A 13,702-nucleotide genomic window follows, 5' to 3' on the forward strand; every position below is an offset into this window, starting at 1 on the left:
TTAAGATTTTAACAATTTGCTGCTTAGATTTATTAATTTTATTTAATATTCCAAGATACTGTTACTTCGCAATATTTATATAATGTACATTCACTTCATTACGCACAAAAAAACAAGCACCATTAAACCCAAGTGCTTGCTTATAATCTTAGTCTTCTATAAAATTTTATCTAAGAATGCCTTAGTTCTATCTTCTTTAGGATTTGTAAAAATTTCTTCTGGAGCGGCTTCTTCTACAATCTTGCCACCATCCATAAACATTACTCTATCCGCAACTTCTCTTGCAAAGCCCATTTCATGAGTAACAACAACCATTGTCATTCCTTCTTCTGCAAGTCCCTTCATTACATTTAGAACTTCACCAACAAGTTCTGGGTCGAGAGCAGATGTAGGTTCATCAAAAAGCATTATATCTGGTTCCATACAAAGTGCTCTTGCAATAGCAACTCTTTGCTTTTGTCCACCAGAAAGCTTTGAAGGATAAACGTCCAACTTATCACTTAGTCCAACTTTTGCAATAAGCTTTTCTGCCCTTGCTCTTACCACCGCACTATTTTCCTTTTTCACAGTAATAGGCGCTGCCATAACATTTTGTACAACTGTCATATGTGGAAAAAGATTAAAACCTTGAAAAACCATTCCTGTCTTTTCTATGATTCTTCTATATCCTTTTTTATCCTTTAAATTTATAGTTTCACCTTCAATAGTTACTGCTCCTTCATCTGGAACTTCAAGATGATTTAAGCATCTTAAAAAAGTACTTTTTCCCGAACCAGAAGGTCCTATTATAACAAGAACCTCTCCTTTATTAACATTAACATTCAAATTTTGAAAAACAGTAAGTTTTCCAAATTTTTTAGTTAACCCTTTAGCTTCTATCATTAACGTACTAGCTATCTCGTTAGCTTCTGCCATTAACATAATAATCCTCCCCTTAATAAACCGATAATTTCTTTTCTACACGTGAGAATAAGAAAGTAAATACAGTTGTCATTATAAGATAGAAAACACCTGTTGCAAAATATGGAGTAACCGCATCACCAGAAGCTGATACAAAAAGCTGAGCTTTTCTTAAAAGTTCTTCCATTGTTATTACTGAAACTAAGGAAGTATCTTTGATTAAAGCAATAAACTCATTTCCCATTGGCGGAATTATTACTCTGAAAGCTTGCGGTAAAATTATCTTTTTCATAGTTTGAAAATAAGTAAATCCAAGTGCCTTCGAAGCTTCAAATTGTCCTTTATCTATAGCCAAAATACCACTTCTTATTATTTCAGCAACATATGCTCCTGAATTTAAACTAAGTCCAAGTATAGCTGCCTGCATAGCTGTAATTTGAATTCCTAAAGCAGGAAGTCCATAATAAAACACATAAAGTTGAAGCAAAAGTGGCGTTCCTCTAAATATCCATGTATAAAAGGCACCTATAGAATTTAACACCTTATTAGATGAAATCTTTAATATAGCAATTATAAGTGCAATTATGCATCCACATACAATTGCTATGACAGTAAGTTCAACAGTTACAACAGTTCCATTTAAAAGTACTGGCAGCACCTTATTTAGTGAACCAAAATCCATAAAAATAATCTCCCTCCATCAGCCACTTATAAGTATATTTAAAAAGCTCAAAGCCGCTGGTTCTCATATATGCTTGTCGCATTTTTATTCAAATTAAGCTTAAGTATTTATACAATTTCTGAATTAATTATACACAAAAACTCACCATCAATCAATGTTTTATGCATAAAAATTAACTCCATCATTGGATATTTATTACTAAAATTCTATATTAATAACCTCTTTCTATATTCACTATATTACTTAGTCCTTCACCATTTTTATATTTCACCATATTATCATAAATAAGTTCGTACAATCTATTGTCCCTATTTTGGGAAGTCCACGAATTATGTGGAGTCACTATTACATTTTCAAAATCCCATAATGGATTTTCCTCTTCAAGGGGTTCTTTCTCAAAAACATCTAAAGCAGCTCCGCCTATCTTTTTATTTTCAATGTTTTCGATTAATCTTTTTTCATCGACTACCTCACCCCTTGATGCATTTACAAAAACAACTCCCTCCTTCATAAACGAAAATTCTTTTTCACCTATAAAGTGAACTGTATTTTTAGTAAGAGGCAGCAAACAAATTACAATATCACATTTTTTAAGCATAACTTGGATTTCAACATTAGAATAGCATTTATCAAAATAAAACACATCTCTTCCATTAGTGTTAAGTCCTAAAACTTCAACATCAAATCCTTTTAATCTTTTTGCTGTCTCAATTGCTATACTCCCTGTTCCTATTATTCCTACAGTACTCTTATATAATTCTTTAAGTGAAAAATTTAATTTCCACAGTTTTTTCTCCTTATTTCTATAAAAACTATAACTTTGTTTCAAAATATCAAGAATTGCAGATACTATCCATTCTGATATAGGTATACTGTAACTATCCTTATTATTTGTTAAAGTGATAGAAGTTCCTCTAAGCTTTTCCTTTGGTACATGATCAATACCATCACTAGCAAGCTGAATCCATTTTAAGCTCTTCATTTTACTGATATCCAAACTTTTAAAAGCATCATAGGTAAATAGCATTTCTATATCCTTTAATTCATCTGAATACTTTATTTCATGATCCTTATTTATAATTATTTCATATCCTAAATCTTTTAATTTGTCTATTTTATCTTTTTCAAAATCATTAGTAAATAATGCTTTAATTTTCATATGTAAACCTCCCATTTGTCAAGTTTAATTTTGCATTTTATTAAATAATTACGCTCTTTTTTATTAATATGTTATCATAAACAGTTTATTTTTTCAATATGATTATTCGTCTTTCTCTTTACTTATATATTATTAATTTTAAAAATTACGGTGAATCATTTCTAGACAATAAATTTCTTGATACGCATGAATCAAGAAAAAATAAGATTTTTGAGATAAGAATAAAAAAGGGCTTTTGCATTAGCGGTTTTTAGCTAAATACAACAGCCCATTAAAAAAACAAATTTATGTTCATATTTTTTTATTCCCTTTTGATAAATTCCAAATTCATATGTAAAACTTGTTGAAAATAATGTTATTTTTTTATTACTTGTAGGAAGTTTCCTAACTGTCTCGAATTCTTCAAAATAAATATATGCAAAATTACATGGCATTTCTATAAACGAAATTCTTGGATTAGATATGCTTAAAAATCTGTATCCTTTTAATTAATTTCTGAAAGTTGATTTTTTATGCATTCATATCCATTTGCCATAGATTCTATACTTGATGAGCATGATTCTTCACCCAAGCCCTCAAAATCTTTAGATATATTTGATGATAATATTCTAAGTTCCTTTATTAAATGGTCTAAATCCGTTACTATTCCATCTACTTTCTGTCTTGTAGTGTTATCCATAAAATTGCCTTCCTTTCTTAAAAATTATCTACTTGCCATATTAAGCAGCGTTCTCTCAGCTCTTTGAAATGTATCAGCTGCATAATTTAAGTAATCTATATTTTCCCTAAATTTATCACTACTGTATTCCATATAACTTGATTTCAATAAATTTAATATATTTTTGCTAAAATCTATATCTGCATTAAAATATAATTCATTTATTCTTTCTTCTATGTCACAAGCACTTCTTCTTAAGTGCTGAAGCTTGTCTGCATGTTCCCTTAGCTTGCCAAAATCCACATATATGCGCGTTCTAATAGATGCCACACCATAAATGCCATCACCACTTGAAAAACCTCTTTTTATAACACTCTCTACTTTCTGAACTTCTTCACTTAAAGCCTTAGAGCCTTCATCTGCAATTGCCACTACTGTGCTTTCTATATCATTAATAAAATCAACATTTTCTCCATCAAAAAACTCATTCTCTACTTCATCCTCAATTTTTTCTACATCATCTTCTAAATCACTTACAAACTTTTCCTTCATATCGTTTAATTCAGCTAGCATTTTATCAAAAACATTATCAAGTTTAATATATTTTTCCAGAGTTTCTTTTAGCACTTCAACTGTAACTTCTTTATCATACAAAACATTTGTAAGTATATCTGAAATTATTCCTGGAGCACCTTTTCCAAACTCACCTACAAGTTTTGTAAATATAATTGCCTCTAACTCCTTGCCAAGATTATTTTTATTCTTAATTATCCAATCTAAATACTTATCTAATGGTCTGCCATTTTTTATATTCCAATCGTATAAGCTTTGTGTTAATGCTTCTGTTAACATAGAGCCACTGCTTTTATTCTCTTTTACTAAATTATTATTCTCATCCCAATAAAATGCCTGCAAAGCATGTGGTATAAATGTATCTACTGCCTCACTTTGTCCTGCTCCTTGATTATAATCATTAACCTTCACAATCTTATCATCAAGTTCTAGATAATATGCTTCGTTCATTTTGCAAAACACTCTATTTTCTGAATGAAACAAGAGTGCTCCTACTTTATCATCTGAAGCTACAAAATTTGTTATTCCCGATTCTTTTAATCTTTCCCTTGCTTCCTCTGAAATAGCCTCATCTATTCCCGGTGCATCAAATGCTATACCAGTAGCATTATCAAATTGTGAACACGCATATAATGCATTTGCTCCTCCTTTTGAATGCCCTGTTACATATATTTTTGCACTTCCTATACTATTAGCCTCTACAAAGCTTTTTACATCTTGAAACTGCCTTGATTTTCCTTCCACGCCCATCGTATAGTTATCTGTCCAATCCACTCCTAAAAAGCCGTCACGCTGCCCTTCTGGAGTATCACTTTCAGAGCCTCTAAATACAAAATGTGCATTCCCCTCGGGATCTTTAAACGAATATGCAACAAATCCATCAAAGTTTCCAGAGGTATTGTTGTTTTCATAGTCGGTAAATCTTAAATTACTTAACTGAGGGTCGGATTGTATTTCTTTAAATACTTCTTTTACATCTGATGAAGTTAAAGAACCATCATACTTGAGATTTTCAATATTATAGCTGCCATTTTTGTTCTGAAAATGTTTTATAATATCACCTAATGTCCTTTTTCCTTTCAAATATTTAGCGTCATCTGGCGTATTAAATATCTGAGTATAAGCAAATTCACTTAATAAATACGACCGTCTTTCTTCAGATAAGTTTTCCACTTCAATATCCTCCCTAATATTTAAAGTTCTTTAATATGTCATTAACGCCAGATATATTGTCAAGTTCGGTATCATATATGACATTTAAAAGTTTGCCTTCTTTGTATAATTTTTCATCATCCAATTCTCCACTATTTCTTCTGCTTTTAATATAATAGTCCTTATAATTACTATTTATGAAGTATACGGCAAACTCATAAGTTTTAATTTTATTATCTAAAATAATAGATTTAAAAACCTGATATACTTTGTCAGCTTCTTTCTGTTTATTAAAATTTCCATTTAAGAATACATAATATACAAATTTTATGTATCCACTATTAGGGTTATTAGCTATAGCCTGTTGATAGTTCATTTTTCTTGTACTTACATTTGTGTTTTCTTTTATTTCAAAGTAATAACTAATGTCTTCTCCATAAATTTCTTTTAGCTTATTTCCAACAATTGGGCTTCCTTCTTTTGACCACTTAACATCCATATAATTATCGCTAAATTTACCGCCCCTATAATCTATTTCAAATTTCAAGCTTTTATCTTTTTTTGGATATGCCACTGCATGATCGTAATTCGATATTCCACCTTCATCTGTATGCTTCATTGGCACTTCTACTACAAAATCTTCTTTGTATGCATCCTTTATATACTTCTCCATCTTAATTTGTACTGATCCTTCTTTCTTTGTATCACTTTGTCCGCACCCCACCATGATTCCTCCTATTAAAACAAGTATTAAAATAACTGATATCTTTTTTCTTTTTATTTTTATGCTCATTACTTTTATCCTTTCATTTATATACTGTAATGCTATAATATTACTTTTTCTTGTTTTCCTCAAGCATATTTTAATAAAATTAAATATCCTGTTAAATTTAAAATGCTGAATATAAGTTTACTTTCTGTAGATAATGTCATCAATTAATAAAAGTAAAATGAATTTTCTATACATTTCCTCAACATTCCTCGGAACAATCTCATAAAATGTTTTCCTTTCTTTCAATGAACTTAATAAACTTACTTTCTGATAGTAATTTCATGTGTTATAAACTCACCATTAAAGAAAAAGCTGTATGTTGTAAAGGGTGATGGTGCATTGAGTTAAATTTCAAGTTATCTATCCATAAGATCATCATCTCATGTTATAATTTTCATATACCAATTTCATTTCTCAGAAGGAAGGAAATACCATGAAACTCAAAGATCCATATGCAGGAATCCTATTAAAATTAGAAAGAATAAAACAAAATAAAGGTCAAAAAGAAATTTGCTTTGGGATTTGTGTTCCAAGCTATTTAAGTAAAATAGAACGGAATTTAGTTCAAGCCGACAAAAGTATTTTGGCGGATCTGTTTAAACGATTAAACATAAAATACTGCTTTGAAGAAGAATTTATAAAATCAGCAAAAAGTTTAATTAAGGAATACTTTAGAAATCGACTTTATGGCCTAGACAATGAAAAAATATTTGGTGAACTAAAAAAATTAAATATCTCCCTAAGTTACAGCTCTCTTGCAATTGATTGGTTACTTATTCAGGGCTTTGAAAATGATAAGAATGTTCCTACACTGCTCTCTCAATTAGAGGATGTAATGACAGAACGTCAGCTTGCTTTATATTATATTGTTCAACCCTTAGATAACCGCAGTACAAATAAAAGGCTGCGTTTATATAAAAAAGCTCATGGATTTCTAAATAACAGCTGCAGCCTGTTATATGTTATGTGGGCTTATTTTCTTTTAGGTCAATATGATAAAGTCAATGAATGTGCTAACCAATGTATTTCCCTAGCTTTAGAAGAAGGTAATACTTGGTCTTTAGCTAAATGCTTTGATATGCAGGGAAATGTTTACGCAGCTTTAAATATTGAACCCCTGATGCTGCAATTTTATAAAAGATATATTAATCTACTTCAAAACACACCATGGTGTAAAAAGTTAAGTGGAACTTATTATAATATTGGAGCTACATATTTGCAAAATGGTAAATATGAATTAGCTATGAAATACCTTGATAAAGTAACAGGCGCAGAGTGGGATTTTCTTTTAAATCATAAAAAAGCACTTGTTAAAATAAGAAGTGGACATAGTGGCGAAGCAAAAGAATTTCTTGAAATAATGAAAAAATGGCTTCTTAATAACAGTAATGCTGAAGTTGAGCAATTAATGTATGAAGAAGTAATTATGGAAATAAATAAAAATTTCTTATCAGAGCCTGATTTCGTAAATTTGCTTGAAAAGCTTACATTGGTATTAAAAAAAGAAAGGCATCCAGGATACTACTTATTCTATCGCAATCTTTTAAAAGAAGCTTATTGTAAACAAAGGAAATATAAAAAAGCACTGAGCCTAAAGTAACTTTCCTCAAAAATCCAAAAATGCTTTCTTAAGTTATAAAATAAGCATAATAAATTCTCAAAATATATCTCTTGAAGCATGTTAAGAATCATAATACTATGATTACAGGAGGTATATTTTATGAAAAGAAGTAAGTTATGGACTAAGGATTTCAGTTTAATTACATTTTCAACTATATTATCAGTAATAGGTGGCCAAGCAATGGATTTACCTATCAGTTTACTCGTTTTTGATAAAACAAAATCTACTTTTTTGTCAGCTATTATAATGGTGTGCGGCATGCTTCCAAACATTCTATTTTCAATTGCCATTGCACCAATTATTGATAAAAGAAGCAAAAAGAAGTGGATTGTAAGACTAGATATTTTAATGACTGCAATATATTTTTTAACAGGAATTTACGTTTTAAATCATCCATTTAATTACGCTCTCTATGTTATTTTTACTTTAGTTGTAGGTACAATTTCTGTATTTTACCACTTGAGTTATTCCTCCTGGTATCCTGATCTTATTCCAGCTGGAATGGAACAAAAAGGATATGCGGTTAGCGGTACTATTTATCCAACAGTTTCAATTGTCATGGCACCATTTGCAGCCCTTCTATACAAAAATCTTCCCCTAGGATATATCTTTATAGCAGTTTCTATTTTAACCTTAATTGCCGTTATATCTGAAGTAAACATTACAGAAACAATTTCAAAAACTGCTGAAAAATATGATTTTAGGCAATATAAAAATGACATAAAAGAAGGCTTTGCTTTTTTAAAGAAGGAAAAAGGAATAAGAAATATATATACTTATATGAGTATCACTAATGGAGCCTCCGACGGTATTTCTGTTATAACTCAGGCTTTTTATCAAACACAGCCCTGGCTTACTGTTACAATGCTTGGTTTCTTAAAAAGTGCCGAAACCTTAGGAAGAGTATTTGGAGGGCTTTTTCAATACAAGAAAGAAATACCTTCAAGCAAAAGGTATTCCTTAACAAAGTTCGTTTATATATTTTACGATTCAATGGATTCAGTTCTGCTCTTTATGCCCTATCCTTTAATGTTGATTAATAGATTTTTGTGTGGAGCACTCGGAACAACTAGTGCTACTTTAAGAGAAGCTGCCGTGCAATCCTACTTACCCCAATCAATTAGAACAAGAATTAATGCATTTTTTAATGTTATATTTGCTGCCGGTGGTATTGTTTTTCAACTTGCTGCAGGCTCTTTAGGTCAATTTTTATCATACAGAATTGTCGCTTTAAGCTTAGGCTTATTTACTTTAAGCAGTGCATTTATATTCATTTGCCTTCCAGCTAAAGAGAATCGTAAGGTTTATGAAGCAACTAAAAGGGCTGTGTAACTACTATTTTTTAACCACCCTATATGAATATATAATAAATACTATAGAAGCTATTACCCCCAGACCACTTACAAGCATCGCAACTCTAATAGGTCCAAGCATTAAGCTATCTGTTCTAAGAGATTCTATAAAAAATCTTCCCAGCGAATATAAACCTATATACAAGAAAAATACTAATCCCTTCTTCTTTGCCTTCCTTATAACTATAAGCAGTATTATAAATACAAGGAAATCCCACAAGGACTCATATAAAAATGTAGGATGATAATAAGTTCCATCAATAAACATTCCCTTTTGAATAAATTTAGGAAAATGCTGTATAAATTTTTCACTCACAGGTCCACCATGAGCTTCTTGATTAAAGAAATTTCCCCATCTTCCCATAGCCTGAGCAATTATTATGGATGGTACAATTACGTCCATAAGTTTTAAGAAGTTGACTTTTTTATGTCTGCACATTATAAATGCAGTTCCAATTCCAAATATAAGTCCTCCATGTATAGCAAGGCCACCATTTCTTATATTTATCATTTCTAATATATTACCATTATATGTATTAAACTGAAATACAACAAAGTACAGCCTAGCACCAATTATACCAACGATAAGAGAAACAAGTGCTATATCTATTATTGTATCGTAATCAATTTCTCTCCATTTGCAATTAAAATTAGCTACCAAAAAACCTAAGAGAACACCTAAAGATATTAGTATTCCATACCATTTTATATCAAATCCCAAAATTGAAAATGCAACTGAGTTCATATCTCCACTTCCTATCTTATTTAATTAAAAGTTTCTATAATAATGGCGAAAACAACCTGCTTAATCCTTCTTTTAGCTTATTCCATACCCCCCGTGATTTATATTTTTCTATTGTCATCATTTCCGATTTTTTTGCATCATCATCAAAAATATCTATACATTTTTGAGCAAATTCCGTATCATAAATAAATGCATTTATTTCAAAATCAAGTGAAAAACTTCTTATGTCGAGATTTGCAGTACCAAGAGAAACCACTTCGCCATCTACTGCTACCATTTTAGAATGCAAAAAACCCTTATATAAGTATACCTTAATACCATAATCAAGTAAATCCTGAATATAAGATGTAGTAGCATGGTATACAAATTTTTTATCTGGTGTTAATGGCAGCATTATTCTTACATCAACTCCGGACATAGCCGATATCTTAAGTGCTTCTAAAAATGAATCATCTGGTATAAAGTAGGGTGTTTGGAGATACACTTTACTTTTAGCAGAATTAATTAGCTTGATGTATCCCATTTTTATTTGTTCTCCACTTAAATCCGGACCACTTGAAACAATTTGAACTCCTATCTTTCCAGTGCCACCATTATTATTAAAAAACCTTTTTAGTCTGTTATTTTCATTTATAGCTTCATCCTTAGTTGCATAATACCAATCCATCAAAAATCTTTCTTGAAGAAACATGACGGAAGTTCCAACAATTCTAAGATGAGTATCTCTCCACGGTCTTAATCTTTTGCTTCTTCCTTTTCCATTTCCCATATATTCATCGCCTATATTTATGCCGCCAACATATCCAATGCTTCCATCTATCACAACTATTTTACGATGATTTCTATAATTTATGCTGCAATAGGTTCCAAAACTAAGAGGAAAAAACCTTGCTACCTTTCCACCTGATTTTTTCAATTTATTAAACATCCTGGATGGGGTATGAAAACTTCCAACATGATCATATAAAACTCGCACTTCTACTCCTTGCTTTGCCTTTTTGGTAAGCAAATCCACAATTTTTTTACCTATAGTATCATTTTTAATAATAAAGTATAAAATATTTATGGTTTCCTTTGCATTTTTTATATCCTTTAAGAGAGCTTCATATTTATCCTTTCCATTTGTAAAAATGCTGACTTCATTATCCTGAGAATATATACTTCTGCTTGAGTTTATATTCATTTCTATAATATCTTTGTACTTTGCTATATTTTCATCATTAAATAATTTATCATCGTTATTAAGCAAATACTTCTCTTTAAGTAACCAACCATTATATACAATGTCATACTCCTTTTTTAAGCGAAAAATCCTTTTTTGATTAGGTCTTAAATTTCTTCCAAAAATGAAATACAATAAAAAGCCTAATACAGGAATTAAACTGAGTATTAATATCCAAACTGTAGCAGTCAATGGCTTTTTTCTTTCTGCATAAATTGTTATAACAATTGATATAAAATTTATAAAATATATTATTACTATAGTTATTGCAAAAGGCGAAATCTCCATACTCTCACTCCCTTCTTAATTTTTGTATAAACTGTATTTAATATTAATAAATAAAATCATATATCAAATTTTAACATAACTATACAAAAACTTTAAGTGAATTATTGATTAACATTATATAATATGCCTTAAAACAAAAATTGCGATGTACCTAAATTTATTTACATCGCAATTTCTCTATTCAAATGAATCCTTTGAAGATGCAAATATTACTGGCGCCTTAGATATTTCTCTTATTTTATTACACCAGTAAAATCCATCAAAGTACGGAAGTATAACATCCATTATTTTATACATTTGCATCACCTTAAGCTTATAATACATTATGAGTAATCAAAAAATCAATTTTTATATTAATGTAATAAAAATACACTTTTTTAAACATAAAAACATTTACAGTAAATTACATAAATGATATGATATTAATATACACATAGTTTTAGATAACAAAGGGGTTTTTAACATGGAATGTGTTGAAATACTGTCACCAGGTGACAAATTAAAATTATTAAGAAAAAAATACAAACTAAGACAAGAAGAAGTTTCCGGAAGTAAAATAACTAGAAACCTAATAAGCGAAATTGAAACAAACAAGGCAACTCTTACTAGAAATACTGCTGAAATAATATTGGAAAACTTAAACCACCTTTCAAAAAAACATAATTTTAATTTTACTGAAACTATTGATTATTTAATGGAAGACGAGCTTTCTCAGGCAAATAAAATCTTAGATGTCTATATTAATGAGTTAAAAAGTGTTTTTCCGTATAAAGATAGAACTTTTTCGAAAAAATTAAAGGCCGTTGAATCTTTTTTAATCAAATGGGACATAAAAGAGAAAAAAATACAAATATATGAACTTGCTGGAGATTATTTTAGCAGCGTAAATAATTATTACAAAGGTGCTTTGTATTATGAAAAAGCATTTAATTTGATGAATAAACTTACCTGTACTCCAGAATTATTAGGACTTTTAAAAAAATTATCAAGAATTTACACTTACACAAATAGACATCCTGAAAGTATTGAATGTTGTCAATTTGCACTCGATCATTTTCCAGATATGCCAAACCACTATACTGCTATATTTTTATTTAATAGGTCAATATCATTTAAAAATCTGAAACAATTCAACAAGTCAATAAAGACTTTAGAACTTGTAGAAAATTATATAGATAAGAATAACTTAGATAAGTTAATTGAAGTTTGGAATAATAAGGGATCATGCTTTCTAGATTTAAAAGAATATGGAAAGGCTCTTGAGATATTTATTAAAATTTTCAAATTAGTACAAGAAAAAACTAACATGGATAAATTTATGATTGTTATAACAAATTTAATACAATGCTATATAGGTTTAAATGATATCGAAAATGCAAACAAATATTTAAAAGTTGCGCTCGACAATTTGCCAGATTATCTTAGCGCTAATAGCGAATATGCTCCTGAAGTATGTTGTGAACTTGGGGATATATTCAAAAACTTAAATAGATTAAAAGAAGCAGAAAAACATTACTTAAATGCTTTAAAATTTAGCAAGGATGAAAAAGTTTTTACTATAACAAAAAGAACGCTGTGTAATTTAATAGATATATATGCCTCTTTAGATTACACAGAAAAAATAGATGAAATAGAAATGGAAGCTTTTATTCTTTCAAACATTGAGACAAAATTAAACAATGATATTATGTATAAATTGATTAACTTTTATAGTATACATAATATGAATAATAAAATAAGTAGGCTATGTAAATTAGCTCTAGAGTTTAATTAGAAAAGAGGTTTTTATAATGAATTTTAAAAAAATACTATTAACTGGGACAAAATTATTCTTTACATTTTCTATTGTATTTATATCTCTTTCTTCAATATTCCGTGGTTGGTGATATTTTAGAAAACTTAAATACGAAAAGTAGGACTTAAATTATGTATTAAATTTATAATTTAAGTCCTACTTTTCTTTAATCACTCTCAATAGGATTCTCTGGTCCCCTTAACTTCAATTCATAAAAAACAAGATCAAGCCACTTTCCAAATTTAAATCCTGACTTTTCTATTGTTCCAGCATACTCAAAGCCAAGTTTTTTATGCAATTCTATGCTGCCACTATTTTCCGAATCAATGGCTGCTACCATAATTGCATACCCCTGCTCATTAGCAACCTCAATTAACTTTTTCATTAATTTTTTTCCAATACCCCTTTTTCTATAATCCTTATGTACATACACTGAATGTTCTAAAGAATATTTATACGCTGGATAAGCTCTAAACTGCTCAAAGGTTGCAAATCCAACAACCTTATCATCTTCTTCAAATACTATTACTGGATGATTGTTTTGTTTCCTTTCATAATACCACTGTTTCCTTTCTTCAATATCATGAGGTTCATATGCATATATCGCCGTAGTATTAAGTATTGCATAATTATAGATTTCTAAAATTTCCATCAAATCATTTTCATTTGCTTCTCGTATCAATTTTATAGCCCCCTTAAATTTTATTTAATCATGACCACCGGCTAAGCCGGTGGTTTGCTCAGCCCTGTAAGGGCATATTACTGGCTGGGCTAAAAGCCCTC

The 13,702-nt window shown here is 29.7% G+C and carries 12 protein-coding genes and 1 pseudogene; 3 read left to right on the plus strand and 10 right to left on the minus strand.

From position 1 onward, the window contains the following. Positions 1-156 precede the first annotated feature (156 nt). The 7 genes and pseudogenes from LQK79_RS20015 to LQK79_RS20045 form a co-directional block, all read right to left on the minus strand. Positions 157-882: an amino acid ABC transporter ATP-binding protein gene (locus tag LQK79_RS20015; protein ID WP_231017655.1), complete on the minus strand. Its 726-nt coding sequence runs from the start codon at positions 880-882 to the stop codon at positions 157-159. A gap of 52 nt (positions 883-934) precedes the next feature. Beyond that, positions 935-1,582, minus strand: a complete 648-nt coding sequence (locus LQK79_RS20020; RefSeq protein WP_053242318.1) for an amino acid ABC transporter permease — start codon at positions 1,580-1,582, stop codon at positions 935-937. A 211-nt stretch (positions 1,583-1,793) separates the two neighbouring features. Continuing rightward, complete coding sequence (locus LQK79_RS20025; protein ID WP_053242317.1) at positions 1,794-2,741, minus strand: phosphoglycerate dehydrogenase; 948 nt, start codon at positions 2,739-2,741, stop codon at positions 1,794-1,796. 484 nt (positions 2,742-3,225) lie between these two features. Beyond that, a complete protein-coding gene (locus tag LQK79_RS20030) occupies positions 3,226-3,420 on the minus strand; it encodes a hypothetical protein (protein ID WP_053242315.1) in 195 nt (64 codons plus the stop codon). A 24-nt stretch (positions 3,421-3,444) separates the two neighbouring features. Beyond that, positions 3,445-5,145 carry an Mbeg1-like protein gene (locus LQK79_RS20035; RefSeq protein ID WP_231017645.1) on the minus strand — a complete coding sequence of 567 codons (1,701 nt, stop codon included), beginning with the start codon at positions 5,143-5,145 and terminating at the stop codon, positions 3,445-3,447. 13 nt (positions 5,146-5,158) lie between these two features. After that, on the minus strand, positions 5,159-5,917 hold the full coding sequence (locus LQK79_RS20040; RefSeq protein WP_231017647.1) for a hypothetical protein: 759 nt from the start codon (positions 5,915-5,917) through the stop codon (positions 5,159-5,161). Positions 5,918-6,116: 199 nt separating this feature from the next. Continuing rightward, positions 6,117-6,237: pseudogene (locus LQK79_RS20045) on the minus strand (YoaP domain-containing protein); the annotation flags it as partial. Positions 6,238-6,329: 92 nt separating this feature from the next. On the opposite strand from LQK79_RS20045, the gene LQK79_RS20050 reads away from it, so the two are divergent. Beyond that, positions 6,330-7,496, plus strand: coding sequence for a hypothetical protein (locus tag LQK79_RS20050; protein ID WP_231017648.1), 1,167 nt, complete (start codon positions 6,330-6,332; stop codon positions 7,494-7,496). A 120-nt stretch (positions 7,497-7,616) separates the two neighbouring features. Next, positions 7,617-8,849, plus strand: coding sequence for an MFS transporter (locus LQK79_RS20055; protein ID WP_053242310.1), 1,233 nt, complete (start codon positions 7,617-7,619; stop codon positions 8,847-8,849). 3 nt (positions 8,850-8,852) lie between these two features. On the opposite strand, the gene lgt is transcribed toward LQK79_RS20055, so the two are convergent. Beyond that, positions 8,853-9,614, minus strand: coding sequence for a prolipoprotein diacylglyceryl transferase (lgt, locus tag LQK79_RS20060; RefSeq protein ID WP_053242309.1), 762 nt, complete (start codon positions 9,612-9,614; stop codon positions 8,853-8,855). 34 nt (positions 9,615-9,648) lie between these two features. Beyond that, a complete protein-coding gene (gene cls / locus LQK79_RS20065) occupies positions 9,649-11,124 on the minus strand; it encodes a cardiolipin synthase (RefSeq protein ID WP_231017649.1) in 1,476 nt (491 codons plus the stop codon). Between the two features lie 463 nt (positions 11,125-11,587). Here cls and LQK79_RS20075 point away from each other — a divergent pair, with 463 nt between their 5' ends. Beyond that, positions 11,588-12,898, plus strand: a complete 1,311-nt coding sequence (locus LQK79_RS20075) for a tetratricopeptide repeat protein (protein ID WP_231017650.1) — start codon at positions 11,588-11,590, stop codon at positions 12,896-12,898. Positions 12,899-13,085: 187 nt separating this feature from the next. On the opposite strand, the gene LQK79_RS20080 is transcribed toward LQK79_RS20075, so the two are convergent. Continuing rightward, complete coding sequence (locus tag LQK79_RS20080; protein WP_231017653.1) at positions 13,086-13,601, minus strand: GNAT family N-acetyltransferase; 516 nt, start codon at positions 13,599-13,601, stop codon at positions 13,086-13,088. Positions 13,602-13,702: the final 101 nt, after the last annotated feature.

The sequence above is a fragment of the Clostridium guangxiense genome, from assembly GCF_021043395.1.
GTDB lineage: Bacteria > Bacillota > Clostridia > Clostridiales > Clostridiaceae > Clostridium_S > Clostridium_S guangxiense.